General features: G+C 67.7%; 17 protein-coding genes and 1 pseudogene. 7 read left to right on the top strand and 11 right to left on the bottom strand.

What is annotated here, in order from left to right:
• Positions 1 to 105 precede the first annotated feature (105 nt).
• Entirely contained in the window at positions 106 to 1,080 is a 975-nt protein-coding gene (locus OHZ10_RS19425; protein ID WP_340625493.1) for a LysR substrate-binding domain-containing protein, read from the top strand.
• Between the two features lie 104 nt (positions 1,081 to 1,184).
• On the opposite strand, the gene OHZ10_RS19420 is transcribed toward OHZ10_RS19425, so the two are convergent.
• The 6 genes from OHZ10_RS19420 to OHZ10_RS19395 all read right to left on the bottom strand — a co-directional run bounded on the left by OHZ10_RS19420 (position 1,185) and on the right by OHZ10_RS19395 (position 6,756).
• The gene (locus tag OHZ10_RS19420) at positions 1,185 to 2,090 is read right to left on the bottom strand and encodes a LysR family transcriptional regulator (RefSeq protein ID WP_342705573.1); all 906 of its coding nucleotides are present in this window, start codon (positions 2,088 to 2,090) and stop codon (positions 1,185 to 1,187) included.
• Positions 2,091 to 2,165: 75 nt separating this feature from the next.
• Positions 2,166 to 3,410, bottom strand: coding sequence for an acyl-CoA dehydrogenase family protein (locus tag OHZ10_RS19415; protein ID WP_342705572.1), 1,245 nt, complete (start codon positions 3,408 to 3,410; stop codon positions 2,166 to 2,168).
• Between the two features lie 33 nt (positions 3,411 to 3,443).
• Positions 3,444 to 4,202 (bottom strand): SDR family NAD(P)-dependent oxidoreductase, encoded by a 759-nt coding sequence (locus tag OHZ10_RS19410; protein ID WP_059238008.1) that lies wholly within the window; start codon positions 4,200 to 4,202, stop codon positions 3,444 to 3,446.
• Positions 4,203 to 4,209: 7 nt separating this feature from the next.
• The gene (locus OHZ10_RS19405; protein WP_059240854.1) at positions 4,210 to 4,974 is read right to left on the bottom strand and encodes an SDR family oxidoreductase; all 765 of its coding nucleotides are present in this window, start codon (positions 4,972 to 4,974) and stop codon (positions 4,210 to 4,212) included.
• 59 nt (positions 4,975 to 5,033) lie between these two features.
• Positions 5,034 to 6,065 carry a phosphotransferase gene (locus OHZ10_RS19400; RefSeq protein WP_174992553.1) on the bottom strand — a complete coding sequence of 344 codons (1,032 nt, stop codon included), beginning with the start codon at positions 6,063 to 6,065 and terminating at the stop codon, positions 5,034 to 5,036.
• Between the two features lie 19 nt (positions 6,066 to 6,084).
• The gene (locus OHZ10_RS19395) at positions 6,085 to 6,756 is read right to left on the bottom strand and encodes a histidine phosphatase family protein (protein WP_342705570.1); all 672 of its coding nucleotides are present in this window, start codon (positions 6,754 to 6,756) and stop codon (positions 6,085 to 6,087) included.
• Positions 6,757 to 6,949: 193 nt separating this feature from the next.
• Here OHZ10_RS19395 and OHZ10_RS19390 point away from each other — a divergent pair, with 193 nt between their 5' ends.
• Entirely contained in the window at positions 6,950 to 7,105 is a 156-nt protein-coding gene (locus tag OHZ10_RS19390; RefSeq protein ID WP_081051964.1) for a DUF3309 family protein, read from the top strand.
• An 82-nt stretch (positions 7,106 to 7,187) separates the two neighbouring features.
• Here the strand turns inward: OHZ10_RS19390 and OHZ10_RS19385 are convergent, their stop codons facing one another.
• Together OHZ10_RS19385 and OHZ10_RS19380 are read right to left on the bottom strand one after the other, a co-directional pair.
• The gene (locus OHZ10_RS19385; protein WP_342705569.1) at positions 7,188 to 7,586 is read right to left on the bottom strand and encodes a BON domain-containing protein; all 399 of its coding nucleotides are present in this window, start codon (positions 7,584 to 7,586) and stop codon (positions 7,188 to 7,190) included.
• Positions 7,587 to 7,707: 121 nt separating this feature from the next.
• Positions 7,708 to 8,364: pseudogene (locus OHZ10_RS19380) on the bottom strand (acyl-CoA dehydrogenase family protein); the annotation flags it as partial.
• A gap of 69 nt (positions 8,365 to 8,433) precedes the next feature.
• On the opposite strand from OHZ10_RS19380, the gene OHZ10_RS19375 reads away from it, so the two are divergent.
• Both OHZ10_RS19375 and OHZ10_RS19370 read left to right on the top strand, forming a co-directional pair.
• Positions 8,434 to 9,171: a response regulator gene (locus OHZ10_RS19375; protein WP_059238052.1), complete on the top strand. Its 738-nt coding sequence runs from the start codon at positions 8,434 to 8,436 to the stop codon at positions 9,169 to 9,171.
• Positions 9,168 to 10,253, top strand: coding sequence for an ATP-binding protein (locus OHZ10_RS19370; RefSeq protein WP_059238053.1), 1,086 nt, complete (start codon positions 9,168 to 9,170; stop codon positions 10,251 to 10,253). The genes OHZ10_RS19375 and OHZ10_RS19370 overlap by 4 nt, the downstream gene beginning before the upstream one ends.
• A 33-nt stretch (positions 10,254 to 10,286) precedes the next feature.
• Here OHZ10_RS19370 and OHZ10_RS19365 read toward each other — a convergent pair whose 3' ends face one another.
• Positions 10,287 to 10,973 (bottom strand): hypothetical protein, encoded by a 687-nt coding sequence (locus OHZ10_RS19365; protein ID WP_174994010.1) that lies wholly within the window; start codon positions 10,971 to 10,973, stop codon positions 10,287 to 10,289.
• Between the two features lie 183 nt (positions 10,974 to 11,156).
• Here OHZ10_RS19365 and OHZ10_RS19360 point away from each other — a divergent pair, with 183 nt between their 5' ends.
• Positions 11,157 to 12,428 carry an MFS transporter gene (locus tag OHZ10_RS19360; protein WP_174994009.1) on the top strand — a complete coding sequence of 424 codons (1,272 nt, stop codon included), beginning with the start codon at positions 11,157 to 11,159 and terminating at the stop codon, positions 12,426 to 12,428.
• A 96-nt stretch (positions 12,429 to 12,524) separates the two neighbouring features.
• Here OHZ10_RS19360 and OHZ10_RS19355 read toward each other — a convergent pair whose 3' ends face one another.
• Together OHZ10_RS19355 and OHZ10_RS19350 are read right to left on the bottom strand one after the other, a co-directional pair.
• Positions 12,525 to 12,992, bottom strand: a complete 468-nt coding sequence (locus OHZ10_RS19355; RefSeq protein WP_342705568.1) for a hypothetical protein — start codon at positions 12,990 to 12,992, stop codon at positions 12,525 to 12,527.
• Positions 12,976 to 13,923, bottom strand: coding sequence for a LysR family transcriptional regulator (locus OHZ10_RS19350; protein ID WP_059238061.1), 948 nt, complete (start codon positions 13,921 to 13,923; stop codon positions 12,976 to 12,978). The genes OHZ10_RS19355 and OHZ10_RS19350 overlap by 17 nt, the downstream gene beginning before the upstream one ends.
• 115 nt (positions 13,924 to 14,038) lie before the next feature.
• Here OHZ10_RS19350 and OHZ10_RS19345 point away from each other — a divergent pair, with 115 nt between their 5' ends.
• Both OHZ10_RS19345 and OHZ10_RS19340 read left to right on the top strand, forming a co-directional pair.
• On the top strand, positions 14,039 to 15,094 hold the full coding sequence (locus OHZ10_RS19345; protein WP_059238063.1) for a 4-hydroxythreonine-4-phosphate dehydrogenase PdxA: 1,056 nt from the start codon (positions 14,039 to 14,041) through the stop codon (positions 15,092 to 15,094).
• A gap of 59 nt (positions 15,095 to 15,153) precedes the next feature.
• The gene (locus OHZ10_RS19340; RefSeq protein WP_059238065.1) at positions 15,154 to 16,326 is read left to right on the top strand and encodes an L-rhamnonate dehydratase; all 1,173 of its coding nucleotides are present in this window, start codon (positions 15,154 to 15,156) and stop codon (positions 16,324 to 16,326) included.
• Positions 16,327 to 16,334: the final 8 nt, after the last annotated feature.

Genomic DNA, 16,334 nt, shown 5'->3' with positions numbered 1-16,334 from the left:
GCCGGTGCCGGTCCCCCGCTTGTCTCCACCAGTCGTACATGTCTCTCTCCATTAGGTCGAGTCGCTATTGTGGGCAGGTTGCGCTTTCATGAAAATTGAAGATTCATGAACCAGCCTTCCGAAAATATGAATCCCGACCTGATTTCCGGGCGCCGCAATGCGGGCAATTTTCTGCGGCTGCGGCACTTGCGTATGCTCGAACTGGTCGCGGACGGCGGCTCGCTCGCCGCGGCCGCCCGCACGCTGCACTTGTCGCAGCCGGCGATCACGAAGATGCTGCAGGAAATGGAAGCGGTGTTCGGCATGATGCTCGTGACGCGCGGCGCGCGCGGCGGGCGGCTGACCGCCGACGGCGAAGCCGTCCTACAGCGCCTGCGGATCGCACTCGCGCAATTCGACGTCGCACTGGCCGGCGACGGCAACGACGAAGGCCGGCCGCTGCTGCGCATCGGCATGCTGCCCGTGGTCAGCGTCGCGCTGTTGCCGCAGATCATGCGGCACCTGACACGCGACGCGCCCGCGCCGCGGCTCACGGTGATGGAATCGAACGTCTCCGGGCTGCTGGACGCGCTGTCGACCGGACGGATCGACTGCATCATCAGCCGCCCCGACGCGGAAGCGCTATCGAAGCTCGACGGGCTCGACGTGACGATCCTGCCCGTGTACGAAGAACCGCTGGCAATCGCGTGCCCGCTCGCGCATCCGTTCGCCGATGCGCGACGCATCTCGACGGAACAGTTGCAGCGCGAAGACTGGATCATCCCGCATGCCGGCACCGACACCCGCCGCGCGTTCGACGCGCTGTTCGTCGATAACGGCCTGATGCCGCCGCGCCCGCTCGTCGAATCGATGTCGTTTCACACGAACCTGCAGATGGCCGATGCGCTCGGCGCGCTGACCGTCGCGCCGCAGTCGGCCGTACTGCACTATGCGCGCATGGGCGTGATCCGTAGGGTCGGGGGGGTTCCGGTGATGCCGGTGGGCGAAATCGCACTGATCCACCTCGCGACGATGGCCGGCCTGCCTGCGCTGAAGCGGTTTCGCGATGCGGTCGAAGCGGTCGCGCATGCGCGTCGTTGATGCGCGGCCGTCGCGGGGGCGGCCGGCATTCGCTTCATCACGACATCCCCACCCGGCGTGCAGTGCAGCTCACGTCGCCGTAGCCGACGGCCGCCGCGTGCGCGTCACGCCGCCTCGCCGATCCCGCCCATCAGCGTCATCAGTTGCTCGCGCAACCATCGACTGCCCTGATCCTGATCGGCGCTGCGATGCCAGTAGCAGAAGTAGTCGAGCCCCGGCATCTCGAACGGCAGTTCGAGAATCCGCGCCGGATAGCGCTGCAGCAGCCGCAGCGGCGCCGTCAGCGCGAGATCGCCGCGCATTGCGATCAGCGGCGCGACCATGTAATGCTGCACGCGCATCTGGATATTGCGGCGCAGCCCGAGCCGCGTCAGCTCGGCGTCGACGTGCCCGCTGCCCTTGCGGCGGCTCGACACGTGGATGTGCCCCATCGACAGGTAGTCGTCCATGGTGAGCGTGTTGCCCTTGAACGGGTGATCGTCGCGGATCATGCACGCGTAGCGGTCCCGCACGAGCAAGGCCTGGTGCAGATGCGGATCGCCGATCAGCGGCGCGTCGATCGCGATGTCGACCGAGCCGTTCGCGAGCGCGGTCGCGACTTCGCGGCGGTCCATCGTGTAGCTGCGCACGTGCATGCCGGGCGCATGCGTCTGCAGCAGTTCGCCGAGCGCCGGCAGCAGCAGCGCTTCGGTCAGGTCGCTCATGCTGAGCCGGAACACGCGCTCGGACGACGCCGGATCGAACACGTCGCCTTCGTGCGCGCTCGAATCGAGCAGTTGCAGCGCCTCGCGCACGCGGCCGACGATGTTCTCGGCCATCGGGGTCGGCATCATCCCGGCCGGCGTGCTGACGAACAGCGGATCGTTCAGCGACTTGCGCAGCCGCGCCAGCGCGTTGCTGACGGCCGGCTGCGTGAGGTTCAGCACCTCGGCCGCGCGCGTCAGGTTGCGCTTGTTGTAGATCGCCTCGAATACGACGAACAGGTTCAGATCAATCTTCGCAAGGCGCATCGCCGGATCTCCTTGCCGGCATCTTACGGCGCGCGCCTCCCGTTCGTCCATGTTCGCCAGGCGAAGACCGGCCGGTCAGCCGCGCAGCGGCGGCGTCAGGTACGGCGCGGTCGAACCGGGCTCGCCGTCCTTGATCTCCATCCGCGCGATCGCCTGCAGGTGCACCTCGTCCGGACCGTCGGCGAAGCGCAGCGCGCGGCCCCACGTCCACAGGTCGGCGAGCGGCGTATCGGGGCTCAACCCCGCCGCGCCGAACACCTGCATCGCGCGGTCGCACACATCGGTATAGACGGTCGGCACGAGCGCCTTGATCATCGAGATTTCCTTGCGCGCGGCCTTCGCGCCGACCTTGTCGATCATCCACGCGGCCTTCAGCACCAGCAGGCGCGCCTGGTCGATCTCGATGCGCGAACGCGCGATCCATTCGCCGACGGTGCCGTGACGGTTCAGCGGCTTGCCGAACGCGACGCGCGACTGCGCGCGGTCGACCATCAACTCCAGCGCCAGCTCGGCCGCACCGATCGAACGCATGCAGTGGTGGATGCGGCCCGGCCCGAGGCGCGCCTGCGCGAGCGCGAAACCGCTGCCTTCCTCGCCGAGCAGGTTGCGCGCCGGCACGCGCACGTTGTCGAACGTGATCTCGCAGTGCCCTTCCGGCGCGTAGTGATTGACGACCGTGATGTTGCGCACGACCGTCACGCCCGGCGTATCGCGCGGCACGAGGATCATGCTCTGCTGCTGGTGCGACTCGGCATCGGGATCGGTCTTGCCCATCACGATGAAGATCTTGCAGTTCGGATGCGCGGCGTTCGTGATGAACCACTTGCGGCCGTTGATCACGTATTCGTCGCCCATGCGCTCGATGCGCGTCGTGATGTTCGTCGCATCCGACGACGCGACGTCGGGCTCCGTCATCGCGAACGCCGAGCGGATCTCGCCGCGCAGCAGCGGCAGCAGCCACTGTTCACGCTGCTCGGGCGTGGCGAACATGTGCAGCAGCTCCATGTTGCCGGTGTCCGGCGCGTTGCAGTTGAACACTTCCGACGCCCAGCCCACGCGCCCCATGATCTCGGCGAGCGGCGCGTATTCGAGGTTCGTCAGGCCCGTGCCGGGCTCGTCGTCCTTCAGGTGCGGCAGGAACAGGTTCCACAGCCCTTCCGCCTTCGCGCGCGCCTTCAGTTCCTCCATGAACGACACCGGGTACTGGCCCGCATGCACTTCCTCGTTCCACTGGCGGATGCGCGGCACGATGTGCGCGTCCATGAATGCGCGCACGCGTTCGCGCAATGCTTCCACTTTCGGGGTGTAGCCAAATTCCATGATCGACTCCTCGAGATTCCGTCTTCCGTTCGGTCAGAAGGCCGAGACACCGCCGTCGACGGCGACGGCCTGCCCGGTCAGATAAGTGTTTTCCTTCGCGCACAGCGTCAGCATCGTCGCGACGATTTCGTCGGGGCGGCCGAGCCGCTTCATCGGCGAGCCCTGCGCGAGAAAGTCCTGGCGGTCGCCGATATCGCTGTCGGTGACCATCGGCGTCGTGCTGTAGAACGGGCACACCGCGTTCACGCGGATGCCGTGGCGCGCGTATTCCAGCGCGGCCGTCTTCGTGAGCCCGACCACCGCATGTTTCGACGCCGCATACGCGGCGAGCTTCGGCGCGCCGCCGAGCCCGGCCATCGACGCGACGTTCAGGATCACGCCTTCGCGTTGCGCGAGCATCTGGCGGATCTGGTGCTTCATCCCGAAGAACACGCCCTTCGCGTTCACCGCGAAGCTCAGGTCGAGATCCGCTTCGTCGGTATCGATCAGCGCCTTCATCGGCGGCGCGATGCCCGCGTTGTTGATGCCGACGTCGAGCCGTCCGAAGCGCTCGGCCGCCGCGTGCACCAGCGCCGCCACCTCAGCCTCGACGCGCACGTCGCAGCGCTGCGCGATCACGTCGGCGCCGGCCGCGCGCAGCGGCGCGGCCACGCGTTCGAGCGCTTCGCCGTTCAGGTCGCCGAGCGCGAGCCGTGCGCCCATCGCGGCCAGTTCGCTCGCGAGCAGCGCGCCGAAGCCGCTGGCGGCGCCGGTGATCATCACGGCCTGCCCGGCGTAGCTGTCGATTTTCATCGCGCGCTCAGATCGTCAGGCCGCCGTCGACGACGATGCATTCGCCGTTCGTATAGCTCGCCGCGTCCGACACGAGATACAGCACGGTGCCGGCCATTTCGCGCGGCTCCGCATGGCGCTTCAGCGGGATCTTCGCCTTCCATGTCTCGTAGATGTCCTTGTCGGCGAACAGCGCGCCCGCGAACTTCGTTTTCGTGAGCCCCGGCAGCAGCGCGTTCACGCGAATGCCGAGCGGCCCGCACTCCTTCGCGAACGCCTTCGTCATGTTGACGACGGCCGCCTTCGTGATCGAGTAGATGCCCTGCCGGTCGCCCGGTTGCAGCGCGTTCACCGACGCCGTGTTGACGATCGCGCCGCCGCCGTGTTCCTTCATCAGCTTGCCGGCCTCGACCGACATGAAGAAGTAGCCGCGGATGTTCACGTCGACGGTCTTGTCGTACGCGGCGAGATCGGTATCGAGGATGTGCCCGAAATACGGGTTCGCGGCCGCGTTGTTCACGAGGATGTCGAGGCGGCCGTGCTTGCCGCGGATATGCTCGAACGTCGCGGCGATGTCCTCCAGACGCCCGACGTGGCACGCCAGCGCCTCGGCGCGGCCGCCCGCCGCGACGATCGCATCGGCCACCGCCTGGCAGTCGTCGAGCTTGCGGCTCGATACGATCACGTGCGCGCCCTGCTCCGCGAGCAGCTTCGCGATTTCCTCGCCGATGCCGCGGCTCGCGCCCGTCACCAGGGCAATCTTGCCCGTCAGGTCGAACAGATTCGTTGCCATGTTGCTGTGCTCCTCCATTGATTGGATTGTCGAGTCGCCGCCCGGCGACCCAGGCGATATCAGCGATGCGCGTCGATCACGCCGACGGCCAGTTCGGCCAGCCGGCCGGCCATCTCGCCGACGCGCAGCGCCTGCTCGCTCGATGCGTTGCCCTGCAGCGCGCGCGCTTTCACGCCCTGCGCGATCGCGGCGAGCCGGAAGAAACTGAATGCAAGGTAGAAGTGCCAGTCGCGGATCGGCTCGATGCCGCGCAGTTCGCAATAGCGCGCGACGATCGCCGCTTCGTCCGGGATGCCGAGCGCCGCGCGATCCTGGCCCGCGAGCCCGCGCACCTGCCCGCCGGACGGCAGCCGCAGGCACATGCAGAAGTACGCGAGATCGGCGAGCGGGTTGCCGAGCGTCGACAGTTCCCAGTCGAGCACGGCCTGCACGCGATAGCCGTCGCGCGCGAACATCAGGTTGTCGATCCGGAAATCGCCGTGCACCAGCGCCGGCCGGCCCGTATCCTCGGGGCAGGCTTTCGGCAGCCAGTCGATCAGCGTCTCCATCGCGTCGAGGCGTCCGGTTTCCGCCGCGCGATACTGCTTCGTCCACACGCCGATCTGGCGCTCGAAGTAGTTGCCGGGGCGGCCGTAGTCGGCGAGTCCCACCGCATCGACATCGACGTCGTGCAGCGCGGCCATCGTCTGCAGCAGCGCGTCGTAGCACGTCGCGCGATCGGCCTTCGGCAGTTCCGGCAGCGCGGGATCCCAGAAGATCCGGCCGTCCTCGAAGCTCATCACGTAGAACAGGCTGCCGATCACGTCGCGGTCTTCGCACAGGTGATACGGGCGCGCGACCGGCACCGCGGTGCCGGACAGCGCGCTCAGCACGCGGAATTCGCGGTCGACCGCGTGCGCGGATTTCAGCAGTTCGCCCGGCGGCTGGCGGCGCAGCACGTAGCGGCCGCTCTTCGCGTTCAGCAGGAAAGTCGGATTCGACTGGCCGCCGGCAAACTTCTCCGTGTCGACCGGGCCTTCGAAGCCCGGCACGTGCGTTTCCAGATAGTGCGTGAGGCGGGCTACGTCGAGTTGCTGGGAAGGGTTCGTCATCGTCGCGATCGTTCGTGGGTCAGCCGTAGGTTCGCAGCGCGTGCCGTTCGGGATCCTCCAGATGCGGGATGCCGTTGAACGACGCGAGGTGGAACGCATCGGCGTTGAAGAAAAACTGCGAAAGACTGCTGTTGCGGATCTGCAGGTTCAGCGCGATCGCGCTCGACGGCGGCGCCGCGAGCACCTGCTGAACGGTGACCGCGATCGGGCCGCCGGAACTCACCGCGAGCACGCGCTGGCCGCCGCCGTGGCGGATCGCGGCGCGGGCGTCGCCCACGCGCTGCTGGAAATGCGACCAGGTTTCGGGGGCGGCGTCGAGCTTGTCCTCGGTCCACAGCTGCAGCACCTGCCGGAGCGCACGGAAGTGCTCCTTCATCGAGCCGGCGGCAAGCCGTGCGATCTCCGGATAGTCGTGGGCGGCCGCCGCGAACAACCCGTGGAAGTCGTATTCGTTCAGGCCGGGGTGACGGTCGACCGGCACGCCTTCGCGGCCCATTCCGCGCAGAATCGCGTCGACCGTCTGCGCATGGCGGTTCATCGTGCCGCAGATCACGCGGTCGAATTCAAGGCGCTGCCACGCGAAGTATTCGCCGAGCCAGACACCCTGCTGCTCGCCGCCCGGGGAAATCCGGTCGTAGTCGTCGGTGCCGAATGATGCCTGCCCGTGCCGTACCAGAAAGAGTTCAGCCATCGCATGCCCGCCTGAGTGAAGGATTCAGCATAGCCAGCAGGGAAGCATTTTTGAAATTTATTTTCTGAATCATCAGGTATTCACCACATGAATTCACGCCCGCTCCGCGCCATTCCCAGCCGGGCCCAATGCCCGCGGGCACGCGGATTGCGGCATCACGCACCGTCACGTCAACCCATTCCGGGAGGGTGCAATGCTCGGTACGATCCTCATCGTCATCCTGATTTTGCTGCTGATCGGCGCATTTCCTTCATGGCCGCACAGCCGAAGCTGGGGCTACTGGCCATCGGGCTCGGTCGGGCTGATCGTCGTCATCGTCGTCGTGCTGGTGCTGCTGGGGCACCTCTGACGCACGACGACGCGATCGTGCCCCCGGGCCCCGGGTCGTCATGGTGCCGCCATCGTTGCCAGGGGGCGGCACACGCAACCCGTTACTGGCCGCCCTCCAGCCGCAGCTGGAGTTTGCTCTTCACCGACGTCACGCCCGGCACCTGACGGGCCGCGTCCACCGCGCCCCGGTCCTGCGATTCGTCGGTGATCGGCCCGGCCAGCGTCACGTCGCCCGTCTTCACCTTCGCGAACACGGTGGGCTGCGCATTGCCGATGCCGGGCGCCTTCACGATCGCCTGGCGCACCTTCTTCGCGACCGCGCGGTCGGCCGCGCGGTCGGCTTTCTTCGCCGCACGCGGCGACGCGGCCGACGACGCGGCGGCCTGCTCGGCGGGCGCGGCGACCGTGGCGGGCGAGATACGCCGGCGCTGCGACGAGCACGCTGAACGACGTGCTCGACCAGATCTCGGCGCCGATTCGCCGTATATCGCCGTGTTCATTCCCGGCGGCCACGGTGTCCTTGCCGGCATTCCGCACTGCAAGGAAGTCGGGCACTGACGGTGCGTGCCGCGCCCCGGGCGGCGTTCTGCCGGGGCGCGACCGCAGGGCGCCCGGTGCCGCTTACTCGCGCGCCCACCCGTTCTGATAAAGCTGCCCGGCCAGCACGCCGAGGCGCGACGTGAGAATGGTGTTCTCGCCATCCTCGATCAACGCCGAGCGCACGTCGCGGAACAGCTTCTCGATCGGGAATTCGCGCGTGGTGCCATTGCCGCCGAACAGCTGGAACGCCTCGTGCGTGATCTTCATCGCTTCCTCGGTCACGCTCACCTTCGCCTGCGCGGTCGCATACGGATGGCTCTGCGGCGACATCCGCGAGAACGCGAGGCTGCGGCGCGCGATCGCACGCGCCATCTCGAGCCGGCGCAGCATCTCGCCGATGCGCAGGTGCGTCATCTGGTGATCCATCAGCAGCGCGCCGCCCTGTTTGCGCTCGTGGCAGTAGGCGAGCGCCAGTTCGAACGCGGCGCGTGCGGCACCGACGAACACCTGGCACATGTGCGTGCCCGCATACGACCATGTCGATGCGAGGTTGCCGAGATAGTCGTCCTTCAGCGCGACCGCGAAGCGCTTCGGCACCTTCACGTTGTCGAAATAGATCTCGCCCTGCGGCAGCGAACGCTGGCCGATCTTGTCGAGCGGCTTGCCGCGCGACACGCCCGGCAGGTCGAGCGGCAGGATCATCGCGATGCCGTTCGTGAACGCGCTGCGCCCGCCTTCGTTCGATGGAACGGGTCGTACGGTAGTATGGCGATTCGATGGAACCCCGATGGATCTGAACGAGTGGCCATGCCCGAATTTTCTTCATCTCCCGGCGCCGGCCAGGGCGCGCAAGCGCTCGTCCTCATCGCCGAGGACGAACCCGAGATCGCCGAGATCCTGATCGCGTACTTCGCGCGCAACGGCCTGCGCACCGTGCACGCGGCCGACGGCCGCCGCGCGCTCGAACTCCACCTGTCGCTGAAGCCGGACCTCGTACTGCTCGACGTGCAGATGCCGCACGTCGACGGCTGGAAAGTGCTCGCCGAAATCCGCCATCGCGGCGACACGCCGGTCATCATGCTGACCGCGCTCGACCAGGACATCGACAAGCTGACCGGGTTGCGCATCGGCGCCGACGACTACGTGGTCAAGCCGTTCAACCCGGCCGAAGTCGTCGCGCGCGCACAGGCCGTGCTGCGCCGGTCGATGGCCGGCTCGCGCCAGGAAGAACAGCGCGTGCTGCGTGCTGCGCCGTTCGAGATCGATCTCGAGCACCACGAAGCGACGGTCGAAGTCGGCAGCGAACGCCACACGCTCGTGCTGACGCTCACCGAATTCAAGCTGCTCGCGCAGCTTGCGCGTGCGCCGCGCCGCGTGTTCAGCCGCGCCGAGCTGATGGCCACCTGCCTGCCGGAAGGCGACGCGCTGGAGCGCACCGTGGACAGCCACGTCAGCAAGCTGCGCAAGAAACTGGACGACCTCGGCGTGCAAGGCGTGCCCGCCAGCGTGCGCGGCGTCGGCTACAAACTGTGGAGCGGCGATTGAAACTCGACGGCCTGAGCCGCCAGATCGCGCTGACGATGGGCGCGATCGCCTTCGGCATCACGGTGCTGATCGTCGTGACGGCCTACGCGTTCTACTACCTGCTGTACAAGTACTCGCCCGAGTACTTCAAGCCGCAGAGCTGGCTCCCGAGCGGGCCGGAGTGGGTGTGGATCATCTCGACCACGCTGGTCGGCCTGCTGATCGCGATCATCGTCGCGGTCAACCTGTCGCGCCGCATCCTCGTGCCGCTGAACTCGGTGACGGACAGCATCCGCCGCGTCGCGCGCGGCGATCTCGCCGCACGCGCCGTCGCCGGCGACCGTTCGCTGCACGAAGCGGCGCTGCTCGCCGACAACTTCAACGCGCTCGCGAGCGAACTGCAGCGCGTGACCGACGAACAGACGTTCTGGAACGCGGCGATCGCCCATGAACTGCGCACGCCCGTCACCGTCTTGCGCGGGCGGCTGCAGGGGCTCGCCGAGGGCGTGTTCACGCCGAGCGAAGCGCTGTACCGCAGCCTGCTCACGCAGGTCGAAGGCTTGACGCGGCTGATCGAAGATCTGCGCGTGGTCAGCCTCGCCGACAGCGGCCACCTCAGCATCGAGATCCGCGACACCGATCTCGCTGCCGACGTGCGCGCCGTGGTCGACGTGTTCACGCACGCGCTGCAGGCCGCCGGCCAGCATCCGGAACTCGATCTCGACCCGCGGCGCATGCGCTGCGACCCGGTCCGCATCCGCCAGGCTTTACTGGCGCTGCTGGAGAATGCGCGCCGCCATGCGGTGCCCGGCGCGATCCGGATCCAGACGCGCATCGAAAACGGCATGTGCCGGCTGCGCGTCGAGGACGACGGCCCCGGCATCCCGGCCGATTTCGCACCGCACGTGTTTCAGGCGTTCCGGCGCGTCGACGATACGCAACCCGGCGGCACCGGCCTCGGGCTCGCCGTCGTCGCGGCGATCGCGCACGCGCATCACGGCGAAGCCCTCTGCGCACCGACCGGCGCGGGCGGCACGCGGTTCGAGGTGCAGTGGCCCGACAACCTCGCGCCGGCGCCCGACAGCGAACGGTTCCCGGCGTAACGCGCACCCTTACACCTTTAAACCTTTACACCTTCACGCGCGCGGTTCACGCCCGACCTGTTCGAGCGGCGGGCTGAACCCGAGCACCGTGTACTCCATCACGGATACCGTCCCTTTTCCGGCCGCGCCCTGCACGACCACCGCGCGCACGGCGCCGGCCCGGTCGAATTTCAGCCGCGTGCCGACGGTCGCGTGACGCAGCGCCTCCAGTTCCTCGATCCGCGCGATCGCCAGCTTGCGCACCGCACCGGATACGTACACCGGCAGGAACACCAGCGCGATGAAGATCGACACGGCATCCTTCGACACGCTGTCCAGCACCGGCTGGCCCGACATCACGAGCGACAGCGACGTCGCGGCAACGAAGATGGCGAGCACGGTCGCGCCGACGCCGAGCGACGAGAACCGCTCGGCCGCCTTCTTCATGCGCGCCTTCACGAGCGCGCGCGCGGTCACGGACGTCATCAGCCATTCGCGCTGCGCGCCGTAGAACCCGGCAAAGCCGAGGAACAGCGTCGCGACCGCGCTGACGGCGATGCTGGTGTACAGCGCTTCGAACATCATGCAGACGAATTCGAGCACGCACACGAGCACGAGCGGGTGCAGCAGCAGACGGAACGAATAGCCGTCGCTGCCGTGCCCGCGGATCCACCATCTCACCGGCGCGAGCTGCCAGAAGCGGCTCTCCCGGCGGAGCGAAAGTTCGTCGTTGTCGGTCAATTCTTCACCCGTGGTGTTGCGTTGCGTCTGTGGTTCCGGCGTGGCTGAAACAGGAATGAATACCTGCGGTTATCGATTGATCCCAAAGATTCATTAGACAGTGTCTCCGCCGCCGCGCGATGCTGGCTTCGCCCGTGAACGCCGCGTCATTGCAACGCCGCGCACGAAAATGGAGTGAGACACATGCATAACGATCACCGTCAACGGCGCCACACGCTGTGGCTGCTGTGTGCGCTTTCGTTCATTCTCTACGTCGACCGCGTCAACCTCGCGACCGCGGCCGGTGCGATCAAGGCCGAACTCGGCCTGTCGAATACCGAACTTGGCGTCGCATTCTCCGCGTTCGCGTATTCGTATGCAATCTGCCAGATCGGCGGCGGCTGGATCGCCGACCGGTTCGGCGCCCGCATCACGCTGATCGGCTGCGGGTTGATCTGGATCGTCTCCACCTTCACGACCGGGCTCGTGCACAGCCTCGGGCTGCTGTTTGCCGCACGCCTGCTGCTCGGCATCGGCGAAGGCGCGACGCTGCCGGCCCAGGCCCGCGCGATCACGCACTGGTTTCCGCGCGAGCGGCGCGGCGTCGTGCAGGGCTTCACGCATTCGTTCTCGCGGCTCGGCAACGCGGTCACGCCGCCGATCGTCGCCGCGCTGATGACGTGGCTGTCGTGGCGCGCGGCGTTCTTCGTGATCGGGGCGGTCACGGTGGTATGGCTCGCATGGTGGATCGTCGGTTTCCGCGAGCACCCGCTCGGCGACGACGACGGCCGCGCGCGCACCGCCCGCCCTGCCGCCCCGTCCGGCCCGACGCCGTGGGGGCCGCTGTTCCGCCGGATGGCGCCGACCATCTTCGTCTACTTCTGCTACGGCTGGACCGCGTGGCTGTTCTTCACGTGGCTGCCGACGTTCTTCCTCAACGGCCAGGGCCTGAACCTGAAATCGACCGCGCTGTTCGCGTCCGGCGTGTTCTTCGCGGGCGTCGTCGGCGACACACTCGGCGGCTGGCTCTGCGACCGCATCTACCGGAAGACCGGCAACCTCGCGCTGTCGCGCCAGAGCGTGATCGTCACGAGCTTCGCCGGTGCGCTGATCTGCCTGCTGCCGCTCGCGTTCGTCCACTCGACGGCCGGCGTCGCACTGTGCCTGTCCGGGTCGTTCCTGTGCCTCGAACTGACGATCGGGCCGATCTGGGCCGTGCCGAGCGACATCGCGCCGACCCACGCCGGCATCGCGAGCGGGATGATGAACGCCGGCTCCGCGATCTCGGGGATCCTGTCGCCGATCCTGTTCGGCTATCTCGTCGACCGCACCGGCAGCTGGACGGTGCCGTTCATCGGCTCGGTCGCGATGCTGCTGATCGGTATCGTCGCCGCGCTGCGGATTCGCCCCGATCGCACGCTGTCCGAATCGATGCCGTCGCTCGCCGACGCGCCCGCCGCGCCGTCGGCGCGCTGAAGCCTTTCGCTTCGGGTTCGCCTGCCTCCCCCGTCTCGCCGGCGGCGCCATCACGCGGCGCCATCACGTTTCATCGCGTTCCGCGATGCGGGCGTATTACCGGCTCGGCTGGTTCGGCTGGTTCGGCTGGTTCGGCTGGTTCGGCTGGTTCGGCTGGTTCGGTTGACTCGGTTGACTCGGTTGACTCGGTTGACTCGGTTGGCTCGGTTGGTTCGGTTGGCTCGGTTGGCTCGGTTGGCTCGGTTGGCTCGGTTGGCTCGGTTGGCTCGGTTGGCTCGGTTGGCTCGGTTGGCTCGGCTGGCTCGGCTGGCTCGGCTGGCTCGGCTGGCTCGGCTGGCTCGGCTGGCTCGGCTGGCTCGGCTGGCTCGGCTGGCTCGGCTGGCTCGGCTGGCTCGGCTGGCTCGGCTGGCTCGGCTGGCTCGGCTGGCTCGGCTGGCTCGGCCTGCTCGGCTGATTCGGCCTGGTCGGCCGATTCGGCCAGCGCGGCTGGTTCGGCCAGCGCGGCCGACGCGGCTGGCTCGGCCGCCTCGGCTGGCAAACCGCGCCATTACGCGTCGCCGTCATCCTCGGCTCCGTCGTGATGAAACAGCGCGAGAAACTGCTGCGCGGGCGCGCTCAGCGGCCGGTCGCGCCGCACGATGCTGCCGTACGACGGCAGTTTCAGCTCGAGCGTGTAATCGACGATCGCGACGAGCCCGTGCTCCGCGTTGCGCTGCGCAACCGTCAGCGGAATCACGCCGAGCATCGACGAGCGGTCGACGAGGTTCATCGTCGTCAGGATCGACCCCGTTTCGACGAGCCCGCGCGGCATCGGCCGGTGGTGCGCGCGAAATTCGCGTTCGACGACTTCACGCGCCGGGCTGCCGGCCGGCTGCACGATCCACGCGTAATCGAGCAGCGCATCGAACGCCACCGGCCCCGCGCTTGCCAGCGGATGGTCGCGGCCCGCGATGATCGCGAGCGCCTCGTCGTCGACCACGCGGAAATCGCAATCCGTGCCGACATTGCGCCCGATCACCACTTCGAGCACGCCTTCGCGCAGTTGCGGCATCAGCCGGTCGCTCGTATCGACCGCGATGTCGATCGCGAGCAGCGGATAACGCGCCTTCAACTGCACCAGCGCCTCGGTGAGCCGCCCCGGCGACGCGGCCATGATGCTGCCGATCGCGAGCCGCCCGGCACTGCCGAGCTGCAGCTCGCCGAGCTCGCGATTCAACGCTTCCACGCTGCCGCGAATCCCGCGGAAATAGCCGAGCACGCGCTCGCCGGCCGGGTTCAGCACAAGCCCGCGCCCGACGCGATCGAACAGCCGCTGGCCGAGCGCGCTCTCCAGTTCCGCCAGCATCTTCGTCGCGGCCGGCTGGGTGAGGCCCATCTGCTCGGCGGCCGCGCGCAGCGTCGAGCATTCGTCGACGGCCAGCAGCAACGCGATCTGGCGCATGCGCAGCCGGTTCAGCAACTGCGGGGTCGAGTCTCGTCGGTCGATCGAGCCCATCTTTGATTACTCCAGGTTATCGATTCATCAAGAGTTTTCAATTTACCGACTCATTCCGTCTACCTAGCATGAACCCCATACACGAACGGCCACGCGCCGCCACCGGAGACACCGCATGAACACCTCCTCGACCGCCGCCACCCTGCCCGTCGTCGCGCTGACGCTCGGCGACCCCGCCGGCATCGGCGCCGAACTGATCGCGAAACTGCTCGCCCGCCCCGACGCCACCGCCCGCGCGAATCTCGTGCTGATCGGCGATCGCTGGCTGTGGGAAGCCGGCCAGCGCGTCGCGGGCGTCACCGTCGACGTCGAGCCCGTGGCGTCGCTGGCCGCCGTGCGCGGCCGGCCGTCGGCCGCGCGCGCCGCGTTCGTCGAAGTCGACACGATCGATCCCGCGCAGGTCACGGCCGGCCAGCCCGGCGCGGCCGGCGGCCGCTCGACGCTCGCCGTGCTCGACCAGTGCCTCGACGCGGCGCTGGCCGGCGACATCGACGCGATCTGCTTCGCGCCGCTGAACAAGTACGCGATGAAGCTCGGCGGGCTGCGCCACGACGACGAGCTGCACCACTTCGCCAAAGCGCTCGGCGTGACCGGCTACTTCTGCGAATTCAACACGCTCGGCGAACTGTGGACGGCGCGTATCTCGTCGCACATCCCGCTGAAGGACGCGGCCGGCTGCCTGAGCATCGAGCGGATCGAACAGGCATCGGAACTCATCTACCGGTCGCTGCTCGCGAACGGCGTCGCGGCGCCGAAGGTGGCGATCGCCGCGTTCAACCCGCACGGCGGCGACGGCGGCAGCTGCGGCCGCGAGGAAGTCGACATCATCGAGCCGGCGGTGCGCAAGCTGCAGGCGCGCGACTGGCCGACCGACGCGCCGTTCCACGGCCCGTTCCCCGCCGACACGATCTTCCTGAAGGCGCAGGCCGGCGACTACCAGGCGATCGTCACGATGTACCACGACCAGGGGCAGATCGCGATCAAGCTGCTCGGCTTCTCGCGCGGCGTGACCGTGCAGGGCGGGCTGCCCGTGCCGATCACGACGCCCGCGCACGGCACCGCGTACGACATCGCGGGCCGCGGCACCGCCGACGTCGGCGCGACCTGGCAGGCGCTGCAGATCGCCTGCCGGATGGGCGCCGCGCGCCGCACCCCCGCTGTTTCGGCGTGACGGCCAGCCCGGCCGCCCGCCTTTCACACACGACAACACCGACTCTCGGAGACACCGCCATGAAAATCCGGTCCGTACGCGCACGCGTATTCCAGTGGAAAGGCAAGACCGTCCCGCCGCAGGGCAACTTCTGTTCGAACGCGATGGATCTGCTGTACGCGCCGCAGGAGACGATGAGCACGTTCCGTTTCCATGCGTGGACGGTCGTCGAGGTCGAGACCGACGACGGCATCGTCGGCCTCGGCAACGTCGCGCTCGCGCCGCACGTCGCGAAGGTCATCATCGACCAGTACCTCGCGCCGCTCGTGATCGGCCAGGACCCGTGGGACTACGAATACCTGAACCAGCGGATGTACCGCGCGACCCACGCGTGGGGCCGCAAGGGCATCGGCATGGCGGCGATCTCGGCGGTCGACATCGCGATCTGGGACATCCTCGGCAAGAGTGTCGGCAAGCCGGTGTTCAAGCTGCTCGGCGGCCGCACCAAGGAAAAGATCCCCTGCTACTACTCGAAGCTCTACCGCACCGACCTGAAGGCGATGCAGGACGAGGCGCAGCAGTACCTGAAGGAGGGCTTCCGCGCGTTCAAGATGCGCTTCGGCTACGGGCCCGCGCACGGCCAGCAGGGCGTGGTCGAGAACCTGAAGTCGGTCGCGGCGATCCGCGAGGTGATCGGCTACGACAACGACCTGATGCTCGAGTGCTACATGGGCTGGAACCTCGAATACGCGAAGCGGATCCTGCCGAAGCTCGAGAAATACCAGCCGCGCTGGCTGGAAGAACCGGTGATCGCCGACGACATCGACGGCTATGCGGAGCTGAACCAGCTGACGCGCATCCCGATCTCCGGCGGCGAACACGAATTCTCGCTGTACGGCTTCAAGCAGCTGCTCGACCGCAAGGCCGTGTCGGTCGTGCAGTACGACACGAACCGTGTCGGCGGGATCACGATGGCGCACAAGATCAACGCGCTGTGCGAGGCGTACAGCGTGCCGGTGATTCCGCATGCGGGCCAGATGCACAACTATCACCTGACGATGAGCACGCTCGCGTCGCCGATGAGCGAGTACTTCCCGATGTTCGACGTCGAGGTCGGCAACGAGCTGTTCTATTACATCTTCGACGGCGAGCCGGTGGCCGAGAACGGTTTCCTGCAGCTGCGCGACGACGTACCGGGCCTCGGCCTCACGCTGAAGACCGAATTCCTCGACCAGTTCGACATCGTCGAGTGAGGCCGGCC

The organism is Burkholderia arboris (assembly GCF_038723655.1).
Classification (GTDB): domain Bacteria; phylum Pseudomonadota; class Gammaproteobacteria; order Burkholderiales; family Burkholderiaceae; genus Burkholderia; species Burkholderia arboris.
The sequence above is the reverse complement of the archived record's forward strand: the minus strand, read 5'-3'. Positions and strand labels throughout refer to the sequence as shown.

Bases quoted from the DNA above. Each gene is read 5' to 3' on its own strand.
- OHZ10_RS19385 (WP_342705569.1), bottom strand. From the start codon at position 7,586: ATGAACACGGCGATATACGGCGAATCGGCGCCGAGATCTGGTCGAGCA.
- OHZ10_RS19395 (WP_342705570.1), bottom strand. From the start codon at position 6,756: ATGGCTGAACTCTTTCTGGTACGGCACGGGCAGGCATCATTCGGCACC.
- OHZ10_RS19360 (WP_174994009.1), top strand. From the start codon at position 11,157: ATGCATAACGATCACCGTCAACGGCGCCACACGCTGTGGCTGCTGTGT.
- OHZ10_RS19375 (WP_059238052.1), top strand. From the start codon at position 8,434: ATGCCCGAATTTTCTTCATCTCCCGGCGCCGGCCAGGGCGCGCAAGCG.
- OHZ10_RS19390 (WP_081051964.1), top strand. From the start codon at position 6,950: ATGCTCGGTACGATCCTCATCGTCATCCTGATTTTGCTGCTGATCGGC.
- OHZ10_RS19345 (WP_059238063.1), top strand. From the start codon at position 14,039: ATGAACACCTCCTCGACCGCCGCCACCCTGCCCGTCGTCGCGCTGACG.
- OHZ10_RS19355 (WP_342705568.1), bottom strand. From the start codon at position 12,992: ATGACGGCGACGCGTAATGGCGCGGTTTGCCAGCCGAGGCGGCCGAGC.
- OHZ10_RS19410 (WP_059238008.1), bottom strand. From the start codon at position 4,202: ATGAAAATCGACAGCTACGCCGGGCAGGCCGTGATGATCACCGGCGCC.
- OHZ10_RS19405 (WP_059240854.1), bottom strand. From the start codon at position 4,974: ATGGCAACGAATCTGTTCGACCTGACGGGCAAGATTGCCCTGGTGACG.
- OHZ10_RS19340 (WP_059238065.1), top strand. From the start codon at position 15,154: ATGAAAATCCGGTCCGTACGCGCACGCGTATTCCAGTGGAAAGGCAAG.
- OHZ10_RS19425 (WP_340625493.1), top strand. From the start codon at position 106: ATGAACCAGCCTTCCGAAAATATGAATCCCGACCTGATTTCCGGGCGC.
- OHZ10_RS19350 (WP_059238061.1), bottom strand. From the start codon at position 13,923: ATGGGCTCGATCGACCGACGAGACTCGACCCCGCAGTTGCTGAACCGG.
- OHZ10_RS19400 (WP_174992553.1), bottom strand. From the start codon at position 6,065: ATGACGAACCCTTCCCAGCAACTCGACGTAGCCCGCCTCACGCACTAT.
- OHZ10_RS19415 (WP_342705572.1), bottom strand. From the start codon at position 3,410: ATGGAATTTGGCTACACCCCGAAAGTGGAAGCATTGCGCGAACGCGTG.
- OHZ10_RS19420 (WP_342705573.1), bottom strand. From the start codon at position 2,090: ATGCGCCTTGCGAAGATTGATCTGAACCTGTTCGTCGTATTCGAGGCG.